Origin of the sequence: Methanobrevibacter sp. (genome assembly GCF_045541095.1) — an archaeon.
GTDB lineage: Archaea > Methanobacteriota > Methanobacteria > Methanobacteriales > Methanobacteriaceae > Methanocatella.
Window position 1 is genome coordinate 1 of sequence record NZ_JAZQIJ010000258.1, and the last position, 18452, is coordinate 18452.

An 18452-nucleotide genomic window follows, 5' to 3' on the forward strand; every position below is an offset into this window, starting at 1 on the left:
TTGCCAGTTCAAATATTTTTTTCAGGTCTCTGTCACTCTCTTTTTCTTCCTCGTCTGAATCCTCATCCTTTTTTTCAGACGGATAGCTGACAGAGTACAGTTTGATTTTTTTTAAAATAAGTATTTTCAAACATCCTTCAAGTTCGCTGCCCTTTTTTGTGTATGTCAGTGAGATTTTGACTCCTATGTAGAGCAGAAAAATGATAAATAAGATGATTATTAGTATAATCATCCATAGGATGTTTAACATGTGTTAGTTCCTATCTATTCTATTTCATTTTCTTTTGTTGTGAATTCAGGTTCTATGTATTCTGATTCATCGTAGTACTGTTCGCCTTGAGCTCCCATGTAGCCTTTGACGAGATCAGTGATTATCAAACCTAAATCGGATAATGCCTTGTTGGTTTCGGTTCCTTTGCTTAAGTCAAGTACGCGAACGCCTTCAGCGTCATTTCCTTTTTTAGGAATCAGTACCATTGATATAGGTTCAACTCCGGCACCTGCACCTGCAGCATCGCTTCCCTCTTTTCCCATGAGGTTTTCGCCTGCACCGAATCCCACTCCCATTCTCATTACAGGAATAAGTATCTTGTCTTCGGTTTCGATTGGAGTACCAATAACATTGTCCACACTTATGAGCTTGCGCAATTCTTCAACAGTTGCTTTAATATTATCTGTCATAGTTTTCACATCCTATTTTATTGTTATATATGTTTGGTGTTAATCGTTAAAATATTTTTATATATTTTAAAAATGTAATACTTTTTTGACTTATAAGACATAAGTTTCAAGTGTAACTTTTTTGTTATAAGTTAAAATTTTTAACTGAAGAGGTGTGTTTCAAGTGTAACTTTTCACTTATAACTTATAAAGTTCGTCTCGAGACGTACGTTTCAAGTGTAACTTTTCACTTATAAGTTAAAATTTCTAAGAGAAGACGTGCATTTCAAGTGTAACTTTTCACTTATAACTTATTAGAAGTATGATTTCAAGTGTAAAAAAATTCATAAAAAAAGAAAGGGTTGACAGAATCATAAGTATGATTCTGTGATTGATGCGACACCTGCGCCTGCATCGTCAATTGCACCTAAACCTTTCAGGGTCATACCGATAGCTGCAAATGTTTGGGTCAGTTCCTTGTAGGAAATGTTTCCCATGTGTCCGATTCTGAAAATGTTTCCTTTAAGGTGGTCTTGACCTCCGGCCAGTTCAACACCGTATTTGTCACGGGTTGTGCCTCTGAAATCAGCGTCGGTGATTCCTTCTGGCATTTTTACTGCAGTTACGGTTGCAGATGAAACAGCTTCATCAGCGAATAATTCTAATCCTAATGCTTTAACAGCAGCTACACTGGCTTTAGCAGCTTTGTGGTGACGTGCAACTCTGTTGTCAATACCTTCTTCCATAACCATTTTCAATGCTTCGTTCATTGCGTAAGTTAATGAAACTGATGGGGTGTATGGAGTTTCAGGTACTGCTTTGTCTCCGCTTTTTCTTGCAGCTTTAAGGTCAAGGTAGAAAGTGTTGGTTTCAACCTTGTCGACAGCAGCCCATGCGTCGTCACTTAAGGTAATTGCAGCCATTCCAGGTGGTGCTGCGATACATTTTTGTGATCCGGTAAGACATACGTCAATTCCGAATTTTTCAACGTTAACTTCATCTCCTGCAAGGGATGAAACGGTATCTACGATGTATAATGCATCATAGTTTTTCATAACTTTACCGATTTCTTCAATAGGTGCGGCTACTCCGGTAGAGGTTTCATTGTGGATTACACTAACCGCTTTGATGTCTTCGTCGGCTTCTAAAGCTTCTTCAATAGCTTCAGGAGTTACGGCTGTTCCCCATTCGACTGCCAGTTCTTGTGTGTCGATTCCATGGGTTTGAGCTATTTTCATGAAACGTTCTCCGAATTTTCCACCTACTACATTTAACATTTTTTCACCAGGAGCTACAGTGTTTGCAATTCCGGCTTCCATTGCAGCGGTTCCTGATCCGGTTAATAAATAAGATTTATTTGGGGTTTGGAAAACTTTACTCATTAATTCAGTAGTTTCAGTTAAGATTTCACCATATTTTGCGCCTCTGTGGTTAACAACAGCTTGTGACATTGCGTTTAATACTCTAGGGTGTACTGTTGTAGGTCCAGGAAGCATTAATAAAATATCATTCATTAAATTCCTCCAAGTTATAAAAGGTTAGCTTACTTTAAGCTATTTATATTTTTGGCTTTTATACTTATTAAATATTTTTAATGTTACAATTTATTCAGTTATGGAAGAATAATTTTACACTTTTTATTTAACTGTTCAATTTTAGAGTAAAGTTTTTAAATAATGGTTATTATAAATGAAGATGTATGCAATTTAGTGGGGAAGAACTTACTTTTAAAAGGATTTTTAACTATCTGTTCGGATTGTTTCTGATTACGTTGGGGGTTGCATTTTCAATCAAGTCAGATTTGGGCTCCGCTCCGGTCAGTTCCATTCCGTATGCCATGAATCTCATATGGGCGATAGAAATAGGTGTTGCAACTTTCGTTTTTCATGCAATACTTGTTGGAATTGAGCTGATTTTACTTAGAAGAAATTTCAAGCCTAAACATTTCCTTCAGGTTTTTGTTGGAGTAATATTTGGGGCATTTACAAGCTTTTCAGTATCTTTAATGACCTTCATTCCTGAAGCAAACAGCTTTGCTTTGGCTTTTGTGATGATAATTCTTTCCATTTTTTTCATCGCTTTGGGGCTCTTTTTTTACGTTCCCACAAACATCATTCCTCTATCTGTTGAGGGCGTAACCCAGGCATTTGCAATTGTTTTCAACCAGCCATTTGCCAAAACCAAAGTCTTTTTGGATGTAAGCATTGTTCTGACTGCTTTAACATTAAGCTGGGTGTTTTTAGGAAACTTCGGAAGCGTTGGAATAGGCACAATTCTGGGAGCATTGTTTATAGGCACAACCGTAAAGTACATTCACAAAATATACGGTCATTTCACAGGCCGTGACGTTGACATGAAAAAAATGTAATCTATTTAACCCATAAGGAAGTTTATATTATATATGTTTAAAAGAATATGCTCATTTGTTTTAGGACTTTTCATAATGTCATTGGGGGTCGCTTTTTCAATTGTATCAACCCTCGGAACTACTCCAATCAGTTCGATATCATACTCTCTGGCACTTATAACCGGCATAGACATTGGAATAACAACATTCATATTCAATGCCGCTCTGATTGTTGTCCAATTTTTCGTTTTAAAATCCAGATTTCATAAAAAAAGACTTCTGCAGCTGATTAATTGCGTGCTTTTCGGATATTTTACAAGTCTCGCCCTGTATCTGGTTTCATTTATTCCATTTGAGCAGTCCATTCCATTTTATGTGCTGTTTCTGGCAGTAAGCATATTTCTCACAGCATTGGGAATATTCATATATATGCCTGCAAATATAGCTCCTCTTCCGGGGGAAGGCTGTGTTGAGGCGGTAGCTATAGTCACAGGATGGAGATTTTCATCAATAAAAATTGGTTTTGACGCATTGATGGTTATTATATCCCTGATAATGTGCGGACTGTGGTATAGCAATATTTTCGGTGCGGTTTATGTCGGAACCATTATTTCCGCATTCATGGTCGGATTTACTTTAAGGCAGATTTCCAATCTCTATGCTCTAATAACCGGAGATTCCGTCAATGTGGTAAATAGAGATTAATTTATTTTTTTTCATTGCAATATCTGCAAATTAAATGTAATTCTTTCTTTTTTTTTAAAACACAAATTTAAAGTAAGATATATATGTGGATTATTATAAAAATATGAGTATAAAATATTGTTCAATTTTATTTAGAAATGTTGTTCATATATTTTATGGATTGAAAATATGGTCAAAGATGTTAAGTAAGTTTGTGAATCGGGTATGATTTGGTTTAATTTTAATCAATCATATTTGGCATTGATTTGTTTTGCGTTTTTGAATATGATTCATTCAAACCTTTTAGTGGGGGATTTAATTGGAGATGAAAAATAAATTATTGGCTGTGCTCTTAATAGTTGTATTTATAGCATCTATTAGTGCAGTGGTCGCAGAAGATGTAGCGGACGTTTCCGAGGAGATGTCTGTTTCACAAGAAGAAACAAATGTGGTAGATGAAAATGATGATGCTCTTGCGGCATCCAGTAGTGAAGAAGATATTGCTGAACCTGAAGAGGAATATGCGGATTCTTCCGGTAAAACTTCCGTTTCTGTAAAAGTGGAAGTTCTCGATAAAAATGTTAAAGTAGGCGACACTTTCAAAGTAAAACTTACAGTTACAAATCAGGGACTTAATCCTACTGAAGACCTTGTTGTTGCATTTTCATTCGCAGATGTTCAACAGAATCTCGATACCAGTTTCAAACTGGTTGATGATGGAACTGTTGATGTAACAGAAGGCGATGGAGGATACATAGTAGATTTCGGTTATTTGGGCGCAGGTGAAACTCAGGATGTCATTTTAACATTTTTGGCTACAACAAGCGGGGATAAATATATTTTCGCCAGTGCAAGTGGAAGCAATGTTGAAGAAAATGGTTTAAACTATGCCAACACTACTTTCACTGTTTCAGAGGCTGGTGATGTTAAAGAAGATGTAGCAAATGTGTCTAAATCAATGCCTGCTGCAGGTAACCCATTGGCTCTTTTAGCTTTAGCAATACTGGGTATACTTCCTTACTACCGTAGAAAAGGCTAAACAGGGGATTATTTGCAATCCCTTTTTCTTTTTTTTTAAAATTTAATATTTTTCGCATTTTCGATTTGAACTAATTTTAAATAAGTTTCACAACAAAAAATTATTTAATTAATTAATGCTTAAATTATTATAGTGAGGTTTAAATATGGAATTTGGACTCTGGGAAAAATATTACACAGAAATTCTAGATGATTTCGGATTTTCAAGAGAAAATGATGAAACATCAGCAAAATTATTGGATGAAATCCTATCAACAGAAGGATGCTTGACTTTAAACGACTTATCAGAAATAGTGGGCTTTTCAGACAAATTCATAGTATTTGGTGCCGGTCCGTCAATCAAGGAGCATGTTGAAATGCTTAAAAATGACTATGATTTGAAAGATTATGTTCTGGTTGCTGCAGACGGTGCAACAACTGCATTGATTGAGCAGAGACTCGTTCCGGATATTGTTGCAACAGATCTGGACGGAAACATCGATGACATTCTGCTTGCAAACTTGAGGGGAGCAAACATAGTTGTCCATGCCCATGGAGACAACATTGACAGAATCGCCAATTTGACATCATTTTTCAACAATGTCCTCGGTACAACACAGGCACAGCCTATAGGAAATCTCTACAACTTTGGTGGATTTACCGATGGTGACAGGGCACTGTTTTTGGCCGTAGCACTTGGAGCAACTGAAATCACCCTTGCAGGTATGGACTTTGGAGATATCGTAACCAAATATTCAAGACCAAACCTTCCGGCAGCCACCGGCGAGGCGGATGAGTTTAAAAAGAAAAAGCTCATGTATGCGGAAAAATTCACCAACTGGATAATCGAAAATGAAAAGGCCGATGTAATTAACCTTAAAGAATAGTTTTTTATAATATTTTATATATAATAGATAGTATGGGAATTGAAGATATTTTAATGCATGATGAAAGCCTTTTTCAAAACATAAATGCTTTTGACCCTGATTATGTGCCTCCAAACTATAATTTCAGGGATACTCAAATGGAAGCTATGGCAATGGCAATAAGGCCTGCCATGAGAGGAGGACAACCTTCAAATGCAGTTATTTTAGGCTCACCGGCTACTGGAAAGACAACAGCTATCAGAAAAGTATTCGAGTTAGTTGAAAAAAATACGGAAAAGGTCGTTTGCGTTTACATCAACTGCCAAATCCACACTACTCGTTTTGGGATATTTTCACAGATTTACAAAAAGCTGTTCGGACATCTTCCTCCAGAAACAGGAATACCGTTTTCCAAAATCTATTCACTTATTATGCGTGATCTTCAACAAAATGAAAAAGCCCTTATTGTTGCATTTGATGATATCAATTATCTGTTTCAGGCAAAGCATGCAAACAAGGTTGTTTATGACTTATTAAGGGCATATGAAGAGTATCCTGGTGTTAGGACATCAATTTTTACTATCCTTTCCGATTTGGAATTCAAATATGCATTCGATAAGAATGTAAATACCGTTTTTATTCCTCAGGAAATCATGTTTCCACTTTACACATACTCAGAAATAGAAGATATTCTGCGGGACCGAGTAAATGCCGGTTTTTTCCCGAATGTTCTCTCTGACGATATTCTGGAGCAAATTTCAATGTATACTCTGGAAAACGGAGATTTAAGAGTCGGAATTAACCTTTTAAAATCTTGCGGCAACATCGCTGAAGCTTCAGCAAGCCGTGAAATAACTCAGGAACATTTCGACAATGCTATTGAATCATTGGTTTCCGTTAATGTTTCCGAAACATTAAAGTCACTCAATGATGCAGAAAGAGATTTATTAAAAATAATAGTCGATTATGATGGCATTTATACTGCCGGAGATCTTGGTGAGGTTTATAAAAATAAGACTGGTTCCAGTTATGCTGTATATAACCGAACATTGGACAAATTGGAATTTGTAAGATTGATAGATACCAAATACACAGGAAAAGGGGTTAGAGGCAAATCACGCCAGATAATATTGCGTTTCAACCCTGAAGATTATAACCTCTAGTTTTTTCCTGTCTGGAAATTAGTTTTTGTATCATTAGAAAAAAAAGTTGCATGGTAAGCTTTTTCTAATGAGCAACTAAGGGTTTGGTATTGTAAAAAAGGTTTAAAATCCTTAAATGATGAAAGGATTTTGAGCTGCTGCTACACTAATAACAGATAAAAGCAATGCTGCTATTACTACAAGCATTACCATGCAAGATTGAACATCTAATTCGTTATATATTAATTCATCTTTTATTGAAGTCTTTTTTCTTAAATCTACTTGAATTGTGGTGTCTTTATTGCCTAACATTTTAATCACTATATTAAAATTGTCTGAACTACATATATAAAAAAAGAGTAAGAGAGCATTTGATAAGTAATATTTTTGAGGAAAAATCATGAAAAGTTATGAATATTTTGAAGCAACTGCCGATATAGGATTTAAGGCATATGGAAATACCTTAAATGAAGCTTTTGAAAATGCTGGAAAAGCAATGTTTAATATAATCACTGATACTTCTGATGTTGCTCCTTCAAATGAAATAGAAATTGACATTTCATCAGAAGATGAAGTTGCTCTTCTTTATGACTATCTTGAGGAGTTGCTGTTCCATCATGAAATAGATTTCATGCTTTTTTCGGAATTTCATGTTGAAATTGATGAAAATCTGCACCTGAAAGCCAAAATCAAAGGGGAAAATATCAATTGGGATAAGCACGAAAGAAAAACCGAAATAAAGGCAATAACATTTCATAAGATGGAAGTCAATAAAACAGAGCTTGTAGAACTTCAGGCCATTGTGGATTTGTAATCTATATATAATATATTAATACATATAATTAATCATGAAAAGAAGAAAAGTGATATCACGAACTCCCGAAATGGCATTGGGATTAATAGGTTCTGTCGGAGGATTATTTTCCGGTTCTCTTCTTATACTGATAAGAAATATTGAGCAGGCGCATGCTCCATTCTTTGGGGTTATAGCTATTTTTGCAGCTCTTTTAGGTATCCTGTCCAGTTGCTATGTCAAACAGAAAACTGAGCTTGCTGGTGTCGGGTTTATAATCGCAACAATGTTCGTGATTTTGGGATCTGAATATATTAACATTATAAGTGCATTATTTTTGCTTGTAGCAGGAATTTTAGCATTATTTAGAAAATAATTTATTTTTTTCATATTCATTTCCATTTAGAATTTTGTTTTGACTTATTAGCAAAGCTTTTTTAACTATTTGCCATATATTAATTATTAAATTAACATTTTAAGTGAATTTACTTCGAAATAAGGTAAATTTCCTCACGTGAGAGCAATATCTCGAAATGAAAACAATTTTAATGATTGACTGCAATTGGTGAAACAATGTTTAATTGGAAAAAGTTCATAGATTTAGGTAATAATTTATTGGCTGAAGAAAATGAAGAATTTGTGCGTACTGCTATTAGTAGATTTTACTATGGTCTGTTTGGAGTTCTTAGAAGGTATTTGATTAATGTTAGACACAAGTATTATTTGCTTTCTGGAGGGGCATGGGTTCATGGTAGTGTTTTCGATGAATTAGAGAATTCAAGTGATTCTACTGAAAGAAAAATTTCTCAAATTTTGAATAAATTAAGGAATGCTCGCAATCTTGCTGATTATAATGGGCAGTATGATGTTTCTTTTTTCATTGAATTTCTTGAAAAAAATAAAAACGATTTGGAAATTGCATTTGATGCAATTGACTACTTTAAAAGTCATCCAAATTATTAAAGAGGTTTTATGATGTCAGATTATGAATTTAAAGATGAACTTGAGTTTGTTAATAGGTTAAATGAGGATGATGAGTTATTTGAAAGGGAATTTAATAATGTCCGTCGTGATTTTCCTTTTAAGGATTGTAAACAGATTCATGATTTTTTAAGCAGGAATCGGGGAGTCATTGTTCTTTTAAAAAATACCAAGCCTCTTTTAAAAAAATATGCTCCTTATGCTTCTGTCCATTTGGAACTGGATGTTGATCCAATTTTTGTTCCTCAGCTTTTAGTTGTTGTTAAAGCTTTAGAACATGATTTCAATAATGGTTTTAAAGAGGATATTAGTTCAATGAGGTCTGATATTCTTCCTTTAAAATCTAAACTTGGTTTAAACAAAGAATTCTTTATCTATGATAAATTTGCCAATGAGGATAATATTTCTGCTTTGACTTTTTTAGATATGTGTCTAATTGATGAAAAAAATAGAAATTGAATATTGATAAAAAAATTAAAAAAAATTAGCAACCATTAAGATTGGTGAGAAAATGATGGGAAATTTCCCAATCATTCAATCTTGAGTAAGTATTGGCTCTACCAGCCACCTTCTACACTGCATCTATTATCTGGAATCTCGATGATGCGAGTTGCGGACTCAAAGTTATTATAGAATAAATTATTAATGGTTAATGTGGAATTTTCTATAATGTCCCATGGAACGGAATGGAGGTCAGTCTCTTTTGTTATGAGGGTTATGTCTGCAAGTACGCCAGGAATAAAAGCAAAGTTTTCTGTAAAGTTACAGTTTTCAACAGTTAAATTTCCTGTACCTGTTATTGCACCACTTCCTCCACCTACATTTTTGATAAATGCGGAATTGTTAACTATTACATTTCCACGGGCACATACTGCTCCGCAGACTACGTCTCCTACTGAATTTTCAATAAATTTACAATTGTCGACAACTCCTCCTTCGGTGTAGATTCCTGCACCGTATTCGCCTGCCCTATTGTTGATAAATGCAGAATTGGTTACATTTCCACCTTTTGCAAGGAATAATGCGCCATGACAACGTGTTGAACATTTTGTAAAGGTACAGTTGTCAACAGATCCAGGAGTTTGGAAATCAACTGCAGCTCCGTTATCTGGGTTTGCACCGTTTTTACTGTTGGCATTTATAATATTAAGGTTTTTAATGGTAACATTTTTTCCAGTTACTGAAAATATTCTTGCTTTGTTTCCTCCATCTATGGTGTGTCCTTTTCCATCGATTACAAAGTTATCTTTATTTATTTTTAGTCCTTGTCTTATTTTGCCGTTGTCTGTATGGGAATCGTAGGCATAGTCTTTTTCCAATTCATATTTTGAATCATCAGAGAATATTTCAATTTGCATTCCTAAACTTGCTAAACTTGATCCCCAAAGGGTTTTTTCATTAATTTCTACATCTTGATACTTTTGGTCTTTAATTAATTCATTATTGTCACTTGTTCCATTATCGGCTGCACTTACGCAGGCCAAATTAATAACAATGAAAAAGAATAATGATGTTAAAATAATTTTGGTTTTCATCCAAGTTCTCCATTAATTTTTCTATTCAAAATTTTTCATGAAATAAATCATTATATGATGATATGAAAAACTTAGTATATAATGGTATTCGCATGTAAGTACTCACTTGCATGTTAAAAAGTTAAAATAAGTTCAAATAATTATTATAATAATAAAATAGAATTAAATAACTTGTTAAATGCTAAATAAGATAAAATTAAAAGGTTTTATTTTGAAATTCTGATATTATTAAAAATAGAACTCATGACATATTCCGACGAAATGTCTCATATTATACAAACTTTAATTAAACACTCCATATAAATATTAAAATATAATAAATTTTGTGATTCTTATGACTATCAAAGATGAAATTAAAAAAGTTAGGGATAACGTTTATGAGATTCCGGGCTCTTACGATAAAAAGATGAGGGCATCCGGAAGATTTTACATAGCAGATGAAAGTTTCGAGGACTTGGAGGAAGGTGCAATTGAACAGATTGTCAATGTTGCCTGCCTTCCGGGTGTTCAAAAATATTCCATAGGGCTCCCGGATATCCATTTTGGATATGGATTTCCAATAGGTGGAGTTGCAGCATTCAGCCTGAGGACAGGCATTGTATCTCCGGGAGGAGTAGGATTTGACATTAACTGTGGTGTAAGGCTGATTAAATCAAATCTGACAATTGATGATATCTCAGAAAATCTGGACGAGCTTACAGAAAAGTTATTTAAAAACATACCTTCCGGTGTCGGCAGTAAAGGAAGAATTAAGCTCACAGAAGAGGAAATCAATGATGTTTTGGACAACGGTGCTGAATGGGCTGTTGAAAACGGATATGGATGGGAAGAGGACCTTGAAGTATTGGAGGAAAACGGAAAGATGGATGATGCTGATTCCAGTATCGTTTCAGATAAAGCTAAAAAAAGAGGAATTCCTCAATTAGGTTCTCTTGGTTCCGGAAACCACTTTTTAGAAATCCAGGAAGTTGATGAAATCTATAATGATGAAGTGGCTGAAGTTTTCGGCCTTGAAAAGGGCATGATTGTCATCATGATTCATTCCGGTTCCAGAGGATGCGGTCATCAGATATGTTCAGATTATCTCAGAATAATGGATAAGGCTTACAAAAACTATAAAATACAGCTTGCAGACAGGCAATTGGCCTGCGCTCCTTTGGATTCAAAAGAAGCACAAAACTACATTCAGGCAATGGCTGCCGGTGCAAATTACGCATGGGCAAACAGACAGATGATGACTCACTGGGTTCGTGAAACCTTTGAGGACGTCCTCGGCAAATCAGCAAGGGATATGGATATGAACATCGTTTATGATGTAGCTCACAATATTGCCAAAATGGAAACTCATAAGGTTTACAACCGTGAAGAAGACCTTCTGGTTCACAGGAAAGGTGCAACACGTGCATTCGGTCCTGGAAGGGAGGAAGTTCCTGAAAAATACAGAGCAGTCGGTCAGCCTGTACTGATTCCGGGTACAATGGGAACTGCTTCATACGTATTGCACGGAACTGAAAAGGCAATGGAAGAAACCTTCGGTTCAACTGCACACGGTGCCGGAAGGGTACTTTCCAGATCAAAAGCCAAAAAGGATTATAATGCTGATGAAATCACAAAAGATCTTGAATCAAAAGGTATCAGGATTAAAGCTACAAGCAAACATGTAATTGAAGAGGAAGCTCCTGGTGCTTATAAGGATGTTGACAGTGTTGTTCGTGTATCTGACAGCACAGGCATTGCAAAACTTGTTGCAAAACTCAAACCTATTGCAGTTTGTAAAGGATAGATTCATATGTTGGGTATAATCGGTGGAAGCGGAGTATATGAGATTTCTGAAAATGCGGACTCATGTACCAAAAAGGTAGTTGAAACAGAATATGGGGACGTTGAGGTTTCAATTTTGGAGTTGTTTTCCAAAAAGGTTGCATTCATCCCTCGTCATGCTCAGGGTCACTCAATTCCGCCTCACAAAATTAATTTCAGAGCTAATATTGAGGCTTTAAACCAGATTGGAGTAACACAAATCCTTGCAACCAATTCAGTTGGATCCATGAATCCGGAAATGACTCCGGGCTCATTTGTTATTCCAAATGACTTTCTGGATTTCTCTCAAAACAGGGCAAAGACATTCTATGATGACAAGGTTGTCCATGTTGATGTCACAGAACCTTACTGTCCGACTTTAAGGGACGTTTTAGCCGAATCTGGAGATGTCATTTTGGGCGGAACTTACGTATGTACTGAAGGACCACGTTTTGAAACTCCTGCTGAAATTAAAATGTTCAGGATGCTTGGAGGCGATCTGGTTGGAATGACCGGTCTTCCGGAAGTGACTCTGGCACGTGAAAAGGCGATGTGTTACAATTCAATATGTATCGTTTCCAATTTTGCTTCAGGAATATCCGAAAGTGAGCTCACCATTGATGAAGTCTTTGAAATCCTCTCAGAAAAGAAAGAGGAGCTACTTAATCTGATATATAATTTCATAAAAAATGTGGAGGATGCACCAGATTGTAGTTGCCGTCATGCATTGGATGGCAGTGAATTGGAAGTATGATAATATGAGCAAGGTTATTTTATTAAATGGAAGTCCAAGGGCAAACTCAAATACCAAAATTGTATTGGAGGAATGTGCCCGTGAAATTGAGGCCGAAGGTGTTGAAACCGAAATCATCTCCCTGAGGGGGATGAAGATACAATCTTGCATAGCATGTCAAAAATGCGCTGAAACAGGCAACTGCGTCTTGAATGACGGACTTGCAGAAATTATCGACAAGATTCGTGATGCTGACGGGTTCATTCCTGCTGCACCTGTTTATTTCGGAACTGCAAGGGGGGATATCATGGCGGCACTCCAAAGGATTGGTAAGGTTTCCCGTGGTGGAGACAAATACCTTGATTGGATGGTCGGCGGCCCGATAGCTGTCGCAAGGCGTGGAGGGGTGACACTGACCCTTCAGGAAATGCTCATGTTTTTTGCAATCAACAACATGATTGTAGCGGGCAGTACCTACTGGAACATGGTCATTGCAGGGCCTGAAGGAACTGCGCTTGAAGACGAGGAAGGAATAGAAACAATAAGACTGTTCGGACGCAATGTCGCAAAAATCATTAAGAAAGTGAGGGATTAAAATGCGTTTGGCTGTTGTATCATCTGATGGTGAAAATGTTGATTTGCACCTTGGGAAAGGCAAATCAGTATATGTTTATGATTATGATGATGATTTAAGCTTTGTTGAGATGAGGACTGTTGAAATTGCCGAGGATTCAAAGCATCAGGGTGGGAAAGTAATAAAAGCTTGCAGTGACTGTGATGTTTTGATTGCTGTTCAATATGGTTTTAAATCTAAAATCAAAGCGGAAAACGTTGATTTGAAACTGGTAATGGATGAAGGTCCAATCGACGAAGTGTTAAATAGATATATTGATCATGTTAATTTCATGAGAAATTAACATCTTTTTTTTTCAACAAGATTTATATAACATAAGTTATATAACAATAGTTATGCAATTTTAACAATTGCATTGATAAAAGTTATGGGAGGATAATATATTATGTGTGAGATTTTTTGTTTTAATTCAGATAAGCCAAAACAAATAAACCAGTGCCTTGAATGTTTTTATAATCACTCTGAAGATCATCCGCATGGATGGGGATTGGCTAATATGCAATCCGATGAATTTGTTATAGATAAAGAGCCTGTAAAAGCATCATGTAGTGAACACCTTAAAGATATATTGTCTAATCCTGTAGTTGGAAAAAATGTGTTCGCTCACATCAGATTGGCCACAATGGGTGAAATTATATCTCCCAATTGCCACCCATTTATTGAAGCCGATGACAATAATCGCTCATGGATGTTGATACATAACGGTACAATCTTTGATTATCCTAAACTTAACAAATATGTTGATAAAGAAAGCGGCGATACTGATTCTGAGCGGATACTTTTATATATAATTGATGAGGTTAATAAGTTTGAAAAGACCAAAGGGGGATTGTCAACAATCAGGGAACGTTTCAACTTATTAAACGAATTAATAGCGGACTTATCTAAAGATAATAAGCTGAATTTAATGATTTATGATGGCGATTTGACATATATTCATTCAAATATGAGAGAAACTCTATATTATCTCAACAATGAAGACGGATTTATGATTGCTTCCACACCACTGACTGACGATGAAAACTGGATGGAAGTTGAAATGAATAAACTGTTTGCATTGGTTGACGGTCAAATCGTTTTTGAAAGCGAACCTCATGAAAATGAGTTTGTTTTCACAGAAAAGCACTTAAAAATTATGGAAGATCATATAAAATCACTTCATGGAGATTAAATATGGAAGGGGGACAAATTACTCATGATATGATTAGAAATAAATTATATGATGAGTTCATTAAACCAACAAATCAAGTTAAAAACTTCATCGGTATTGAAATAGAAATTCCGATAATAAACCTAGACAAAAAAGCAGTAGATTTCGATGTTGTCCACAATGTAACAGAAAAATTTAAAAAACATTTTTATAACTTCGATAATGATGGAATAGACTATGATGGTAATGTATTTGCCATGAAAAACAAACAGAATGATGATATCGTCTGTTATGACTGTTCATATAACAATATTGAATTTGCAATGGGCAAGGAAAAGGACCTGTTTTCCATAAACGAACGCTTTAGTGAGTATTATGCATTTACCAAAGAGGCATTTGAGCGATACAATCATACTTTGACCGGCATGGGAATAAATCCTTACAGAAAATACAATAAGACATTGCCTATACCGTCAGAAAGGTATTTGATGCTTTATCATCATTTGAAATCTTTTAGAAATTATAAGAATATGCATTTTTATTTTCACAGATATCCTGAATATGGTATGTTTTCATCCGCTTCACAGGTACAGTTGGATGTATTTAGGGATGATCTGGTCAGGACAATCAATGTCTTTTCAAAAATAGAACCAATTAAAGCTTTGCTTTTTTCCAATTCAGTACTTTTTGAGGCCAATAATCACAAAACATGCTTTAGGGATGATTTATGGGAATACTCCACTCATGGTGTCAATCCTCACAACATTGGAATGTATGATGTGGATTTTAAAGATATCGATGATCTGTGCTGTTATCTTGAGTCTTTAAACATCTATTGCGTAATGCGTGATGGGGCATATATAAACTTTGAAACAATGAATCTGATCGATTATTTCAAAAGGGAATATGTCAAAGGCGAAATATATGATAACGGAACATACAAAACAATCGATATCAGACCATGCTTAAGTGATATTAAATATTTGAGACCATTTAAATTCATTAATTTGACTTTTAGAGGTACAGTTGAATTCAGAAGCGTTTGCACACAACCGATTAAGGATTCAATGACTGTAGCCGCATTTCATCTGGGCCTTAAGGAGAGACTTGATGATTTGGAAGAGTTAATAAATGATGATGATGTAATATATCATAAAGGGTATACAGCAGGCGAACTAAGAAAACTGTTGGTTTATGATGAAATTCCATCTTTTATTGATAAATCAGAATTATGTACACTGTCTAAAGATATTTTGGATATTGCAAAGTCAGGTCTTGAAAAAAGAGCTATGGGTGAAGAAATATTCCTAAAACCTTTATACAATCGAGTTAAAAGACATACAAATCCAGGTAAGGACATTATAAACTCAATTCAAAAAGGAATAAAAATCGAAAAACTGATCAGAGATTACGGAACCATAAGGGGAGTATAAATGGATTTAAAATATCTGTCTAAACTGCCGACTGATGAAATTTTGGCAGGTTCATTTGGAATTGAATGGGAGAGTTTAAGGGCAAATTCCCGCGGTGAACTGTCACTGACTCCTCATCCTGAAGTTTTTGGCGATAAGTTGACAAATCCTCTTGTGACTACTGATTTTTCAGAAAGCCAAATTGAGATAATCACTCCAACTTTCGACTCACTTGACGAAGCGTTTGACATATTTTCACTATTGGCGGATGTTGTAAACGCATCCCTTCCAGACGATGAATACCTCTGGTTTCAGTCAATCCCATGTATTTTGCCATATTCCAATCAGATACCGATTGCACAATACTCGGAAGAGGGTGCAGAATCCCAAAAGTATCGTGAAGCGTTGGCACGCAAGTATGGTCTTAAAAAACAGATGATTTCAGGAGTTCATTTTAATTTTTCATTTTCAGACGTTGTTTTGCAGAAATTGCATAAGATAACCGGCTCTGAATTAAGTTTTAGGCTTTTCAAAGACCAGGTATATCTTAAGATCGCTAGAAATTACTTGCGTTACTGCTGGTTAATAATATATCTCACTGGATGTTCCATTGGTTCACACGCCACATTTTCATCCGACTGCATTCATTTGATGGATGCCCGTGACGCTTATGGAAGCTACTATTCAACCAAAGGGCCGTCATTTAGGAATGCTTCTTGCGGATATAAGAATCTGAAGGAATTGTACCCTTCATATGATGATGTTGATGCGTTTACCCATGATGTGCAGTCATTCATTGATGATGGAGATCTCTCTGAGGCTAAAGAGCTGTACACTCAAATCAGACTGAAACCTTCTGACCCTAAGGATTACCTGAATTCACTTTCCAATGACGGCATTGAATATATTGAGATTAGGACTTTGGATATCAATCCATTTTATAAATGCGGATTAATTAAGTGTGATATGAAATTTTTGCATTTGTTTTTGATTTATCTGCTCATTAAAAATGAATCAGATTATCCTGATTGGCAAAAGGAAGCACATATTAATGAAGAAAACACTGCCGAAAAAGCTTATGATGATGAAATGAGGCTTTTAAGGGATGGTGAGGAAGTTACACTTCAAAGTTGGGCTGCAGAAATCATTAATGAGATGTACGGAATGTGTGATGTTTTGGGAATAAACGAATACCTCACATTAAAGATAATGCATGACCGCATTGTGGATCCTGAGTTAACCTATGGCAAAAGACTACTCCAGTTAATCAAAGAAAGGGGTTATATTAATACACATACCATGCTTTCAATGAATAATAAAAAGACAAGTAAGGATGCTGTTAAAAGCATTGATTTCAAGGATTCTGAAAAGTTCAAGAGGTATGTCCCAATAGCATTAATCGGCTGCAATGATTAAAAAAATATATTGTATACATAAAAAATTGTCTATTGTATATCAATTTTTTATTGCTTTTTTTTCTTTATTTTTTTATTTTAAGGATTTTATGAGCTTTTTTAATTTTCTATTGTATAAGTGAAATTTTGATTTTTCAGGATTTTTTTCACATAATCTGAATCTCTGACGGGTATCATTTTCACTGCAGGGTCATGGTCAAAAATTTCGGTTTTGAAATTTATTTATTTTTTCAAGACCACTTTTTTTGACTAAATTTTAAAATTTCAATAATATTTATATATCATGAATAAAATAACTATCTATAACCTTTATGGGCGGGTTTTAATAAATTAAAACTTAATTACAAATATTTCTTTAAATAAGGTGAGCAGAGCTCACAATAGTCTAATATCTGATTTTAAATCTAAAATCATTTGAAATCATTTTTAAGGTTTATTTTGTAGATTATAGTATAAACTAAATAATCTGGGACTATTTTTAAAATTAAATGGCGAAACGCTAAATTACTAAATATAATAAATTATAAATTTAAAACGGTTGATATAATGGCAAAAGCAAAATCAAGACGTAGAGTACGTGATACATGGAAAGAAAAATCCTGGTATACTATTAAAACACCAGTAAACTTTGAAGATAAAGAAATTGGAGAAACTCCTGCAAAAGATCCAGAACTTCTCATTGGAAGAGGCGTAGAAGTTACTATGAGAGAATTAACCGGAGATTTCTCAAAACAATACATCAAACTCAGGTTTGAAATTGACAATGTTGCAGGTGATGTGGCAAACACCAAATTCACCGGACACAAAACAACTACTGATTATGTAAGAAGTATGATTAGAAGAGGAACTTCCAGAATCGATGCTTCCGCAGTTGTTAAAACTAAAGATGACCGTAGATTAAAATTACAAGTATTGGCCGTAACTGTCAGAAGAGCTAAATCTTCCCAACAAAGATACATGAGAAGTGTAATCGAAGATTTACTCGTTGAAAATGCAGCAGAAAAATCATTCGATGATTTAATTAAAACTGTTGTAAACGGTAAATTAGCATCTGAAATTTACCACAATGCTAAAAAAATATACCCTCTCAAAAGAGTGGAAATTATCAAAAGTAAAGTAATCAAATAGGATTACTTTTTTTACTTCTTTTTTTTTATTTAACAATTTTTTTCATATTAATGAGTCTTATTTTATTATCAAACCTTCAATTTGATTTAAAATTTAATGTTTGTTTTGATATTTCATTTAAATTAGGCATATCATTTAAATATATAGTTTTACCT

At 34.9% G+C, this 18452-nt stretch carries 21 protein-coding genes and 1 pseudogene; 17 read left to right on the forward strand and 5 right to left on the reverse strand.

The annotated features are described in order from the left end of the window. The 3 genes and pseudogenes from ACKI2P_RS11110 to ACKI2P_RS11120 all read right to left on the reverse strand — a co-directional run. Positions 1 to 232, reverse strand: a pseudogene (locus ACKI2P_RS11110) (DUF2953 domain-containing protein); the annotation flags it as partial. Between the two features lie 32 nt (positions 233 to 264). After that, positions 265 to 681 (reverse strand): GerW family sporulation protein, encoded by a 417-nt coding sequence (locus tag ACKI2P_RS11115; RefSeq protein ID WP_407377588.1) that lies wholly within the window; start codon positions 679 to 681, stop codon positions 265 to 267. Positions 682 to 1031: 350 nt separating this feature from the next. Further along, complete coding sequence (locus ACKI2P_RS11120; protein WP_407377589.1) at positions 1032 to 2174, reverse strand: pyridoxal-phosphate-dependent aminotransferase family protein; 1143 nt, start codon at positions 2172 to 2174, stop codon at positions 1032 to 1034. Positions 2175 to 2359: 185 nt separating this feature from the next. Here ACKI2P_RS11120 and ACKI2P_RS11125 point away from each other — a divergent pair, with 185 nt between their 5' ends. The 5 genes from ACKI2P_RS11125 (at position 2360) to ACKI2P_RS11145 (ending at position 6737) form a co-directional block, all read left to right on the forward strand. Further along, entirely contained in the window at positions 2360 to 3028 is a 669-nt protein-coding gene (locus tag ACKI2P_RS11125; protein ID WP_407377590.1) for a YczE/YyaS/YitT family protein, read from the forward strand. Between the two features lie 33 nt (positions 3029 to 3061). Then, positions 3062 to 3712 (forward strand): YczE/YyaS/YitT family protein, encoded by a 651-nt coding sequence (locus ACKI2P_RS11130; protein ID WP_407377591.1) that lies wholly within the window; start codon positions 3062 to 3064, stop codon positions 3710 to 3712. A 304-nt stretch (positions 3713 to 4016) separates the two neighbouring features. Next, the gene (locus ACKI2P_RS11135) at positions 4017 to 4730 is read left to right on the forward strand and encodes a hypothetical protein (RefSeq protein ID WP_407377615.1); all 714 of its coding nucleotides are present in this window, start codon (positions 4017 to 4019) and stop codon (positions 4728 to 4730) included. A gap of 145 nt (positions 4731 to 4875) precedes the next feature. Then, on the forward strand, positions 4876 to 5595 hold the full coding sequence (locus tag ACKI2P_RS11140) for a 6-hydroxymethylpterin diphosphokinase MptE-like protein (RefSeq protein WP_407377592.1): 720 nt from the start codon (positions 4876 to 4878) through the stop codon (positions 5593 to 5595). Between the two features lie 23 nt (positions 5596 to 5618). Beyond that, on the forward strand, positions 5619 to 6737 hold the full coding sequence (locus ACKI2P_RS11145; protein ID WP_407377616.1) for an ORC1-type DNA replication protein: 1119 nt from the start codon (positions 5619 to 5621) through the stop codon (positions 6735 to 6737). A gap of 111 nt (positions 6738 to 6848) precedes the next feature. On the opposite strand, the gene ACKI2P_RS11150 is transcribed toward ACKI2P_RS11145, so the two are convergent. Then, a complete protein-coding gene (locus ACKI2P_RS11150) occupies positions 6849 to 7028 on the reverse strand; it encodes a hypothetical protein (protein WP_407377594.1) in 180 nt (59 codons plus the stop codon). 88 nt (positions 7029 to 7116) lie between these two features. On the opposite strand from ACKI2P_RS11150, the gene ACKI2P_RS11155 reads away from it, so the two are divergent. The 4 genes from ACKI2P_RS11155 to ACKI2P_RS11170 all read left to right on the forward strand — a co-directional run bounded on the left by ACKI2P_RS11155 (position 7117) and on the right by ACKI2P_RS11170 (position 8949). Beyond that, positions 7117 to 7530 (forward strand): archease, encoded by a 414-nt coding sequence (locus ACKI2P_RS11155; protein WP_407377595.1) that lies wholly within the window; start codon positions 7117 to 7119, stop codon positions 7528 to 7530. Between the two features lie 34 nt (positions 7531 to 7564). Beyond that, positions 7565 to 7885: a hypothetical protein gene (locus ACKI2P_RS11160; RefSeq protein WP_407377596.1), complete on the forward strand. Its 321-nt coding sequence runs from the start codon at positions 7565 to 7567 to the stop codon at positions 7883 to 7885. 197 nt (positions 7886 to 8082) lie between these two features. Next, entirely contained in the window at positions 8083 to 8472 is a 390-nt protein-coding gene (locus ACKI2P_RS11165; RefSeq protein ID WP_407377598.1) for a hypothetical protein, read from the forward strand. Positions 8473 to 8484: 12 nt separating this feature from the next. Then, complete coding sequence (locus tag ACKI2P_RS11170) at positions 8485 to 8949, forward strand: hypothetical protein (protein ID WP_407377599.1); 465 nt, start codon at positions 8485 to 8487, stop codon at positions 8947 to 8949. Between the two features lie 98 nt (positions 8950 to 9047). Here ACKI2P_RS11170 and ACKI2P_RS11175 read toward each other — a convergent pair whose 3' ends face one another. Further along, complete coding sequence (locus ACKI2P_RS11175; RefSeq protein ID WP_407377601.1) at positions 9048 to 10025, reverse strand: hypothetical protein; 978 nt, start codon at positions 10023 to 10025, stop codon at positions 9048 to 9050. A 334-nt stretch (positions 10026 to 10359) separates the two neighbouring features. On the opposite strand from ACKI2P_RS11175, the gene ACKI2P_RS11180 reads away from it, so the two are divergent. The 8 genes from ACKI2P_RS11180 to ACKI2P_RS11215 all read left to right on the forward strand — a co-directional run bounded on the left by ACKI2P_RS11180 (position 10360) and on the right by ACKI2P_RS11215 (position 18297). Beyond that, positions 10360 to 11808 carry an RtcB family protein gene (locus ACKI2P_RS11180; protein ID WP_407377603.1) on the forward strand — a complete coding sequence of 483 codons (1449 nt, stop codon included), beginning with the start codon at positions 10360 to 10362 and terminating at the stop codon, positions 11806 to 11808. Between the two features lie 6 nt (positions 11809 to 11814). Then, the gene (gene mtnP / locus ACKI2P_RS11185; protein WP_407377605.1) at positions 11815 to 12579 is read left to right on the forward strand and encodes an S-methyl-5'-thioadenosine phosphorylase; all 765 of its coding nucleotides are present in this window, start codon (positions 11815 to 11817) and stop codon (positions 12577 to 12579) included. A 4-nt stretch (positions 12580 to 12583) separates the two neighbouring features. Beyond that, the gene (locus ACKI2P_RS11190) at positions 12584 to 13153 is read left to right on the forward strand and encodes a flavodoxin family protein (RefSeq protein WP_407377607.1); all 570 of its coding nucleotides are present in this window, start codon (positions 12584 to 12586) and stop codon (positions 13151 to 13153) included. Between the two features lies 1 nt (position 13154). Then, positions 13155 to 13475, forward strand: coding sequence for a NifB/NifX family molybdenum-iron cluster-binding protein (locus ACKI2P_RS11195; RefSeq protein ID WP_407377609.1), 321 nt, complete (start codon positions 13155 to 13157; stop codon positions 13473 to 13475). Positions 13476 to 13577: 102 nt separating this feature from the next. Continuing rightward, positions 13578 to 14363, forward strand: coding sequence for a class II glutamine amidotransferase (locus ACKI2P_RS11200; protein ID WP_407377610.1), 786 nt, complete (start codon positions 13578 to 13580; stop codon positions 14361 to 14363). Positions 14364 to 14365: 2 nt separating this feature from the next. Next, positions 14366 to 15775, forward strand: a complete 1410-nt coding sequence (locus ACKI2P_RS11205; RefSeq protein WP_407377611.1) for a hypothetical protein — start codon at positions 14366 to 14368, stop codon at positions 15773 to 15775. Beyond that, positions 15776 to 17170: a glutamate--cysteine ligase gene (locus tag ACKI2P_RS11210; RefSeq protein WP_407377612.1), complete on the forward strand. Its 1395-nt coding sequence runs from the start codon at positions 15776 to 15778 to the stop codon at positions 17168 to 17170. 545 nt (positions 17171 to 17715) lie between these two features. Next, entirely contained in the window at positions 17716 to 18297 is a 582-nt protein-coding gene (locus ACKI2P_RS11215; RefSeq protein ID WP_407377614.1) for a 30S ribosomal protein S3ae, read from the forward strand. Positions 18298 to 18452: the final 155 nt, after the last annotated feature.

Coding starts and splice junctions, on each gene's coding strand:
- ACKI2P_RS11195 (WP_407377609.1), top strand. CDS start 13,155: ATGCGTTTGGCTGTTGTATCATCTGATGGTGAAAATGTTGATTTGCAC.
- ACKI2P_RS11170 (WP_407377599.1), top strand. CDS start 8,485: ATGTCAGATTATGAATTTAAAGATGAACTTGAGTTTGTTAATAGGTTA.
- ACKI2P_RS11155 (WP_407377595.1), top strand. CDS start 7,117: ATGAAAAGTTATGAATATTTTGAAGCAACTGCCGATATAGGATTTAAG.
- ACKI2P_RS11210 (WP_407377612.1), top strand. CDS start 15,776: ATGGATTTAAAATATCTGTCTAAACTGCCGACTGATGAAATTTTGGCA.
- ACKI2P_RS11120 (WP_407377589.1), bottom strand. CDS start 2,174: ATGAATGATATTTTATTAATGCTTCCTGGACCTACAACAGTACACCCT.
- ACKI2P_RS11175 (WP_407377601.1), bottom strand. CDS start 10,025: ATGAAAACCAAAATTATTTTAACATCATTATTCTTTTTCATTGTTATT.
- ACKI2P_RS11180 (WP_407377603.1), top strand. CDS start 10,360: ATGACTATCAAAGATGAAATTAAAAAAGTTAGGGATAACGTTTATGAG.
- ACKI2P_RS11165 (WP_407377598.1), top strand. CDS start 8,083: ATGTTTAATTGGAAAAAGTTCATAGATTTAGGTAATAATTTATTGGCT.
- ACKI2P_RS11160 (WP_407377596.1), top strand. CDS start 7,565: ATGAAAAGAAGAAAAGTGATATCACGAACTCCCGAAATGGCATTGGGA.
- ACKI2P_RS11150 (WP_407377594.1), bottom strand. CDS start 7,028: ATGTTAGGCAATAAAGACACCACAATTCAAGTAGATTTAAGAAAAAAG.
- ACKI2P_RS11135 (WP_407377615.1), top strand. CDS start 4,017: ATGAAAAATAAATTATTGGCTGTGCTCTTAATAGTTGTATTTATAGCA.
- mtnP (WP_407377605.1), top strand. CDS start 11,815: ATGTTGGGTATAATCGGTGGAAGCGGAGTATATGAGATTTCTGAAAAT.
- ACKI2P_RS11190 (WP_407377607.1), top strand. CDS start 12,584: ATGAGCAAGGTTATTTTATTAAATGGAAGTCCAAGGGCAAACTCAAAT.
- ACKI2P_RS11200 (WP_407377610.1), top strand. CDS start 13,578: ATGTGTGAGATTTTTTGTTTTAATTCAGATAAGCCAAAACAAATAAAC.
- ACKI2P_RS11205 (WP_407377611.1), top strand. CDS start 14,366: ATGGAAGGGGGACAAATTACTCATGATATGATTAGAAATAAATTATAT.
- ACKI2P_RS11130 (WP_407377591.1), top strand. CDS start 3,062: ATGTTTAAAAGAATATGCTCATTTGTTTTAGGACTTTTCATAATGTCA.
- ACKI2P_RS11115 (WP_407377588.1), bottom strand. CDS start 681: ATGACAGATAATATTAAAGCAACTGTTGAAGAATTGCGCAAGCTCATA.
- ACKI2P_RS11215 (WP_407377614.1), top strand. CDS start 17,716: ATGGCAAAAGCAAAATCAAGACGTAGAGTACGTGATACATGGAAAGAA.
- ACKI2P_RS11125 (WP_407377590.1), top strand. CDS start 2,360: ATGCAATTTAGTGGGGAAGAACTTACTTTTAAAAGGATTTTTAACTAT.
- ACKI2P_RS11140 (WP_407377592.1), top strand. CDS start 4,876: ATGGAATTTGGACTCTGGGAAAAATATTACACAGAAATTCTAGATGAT.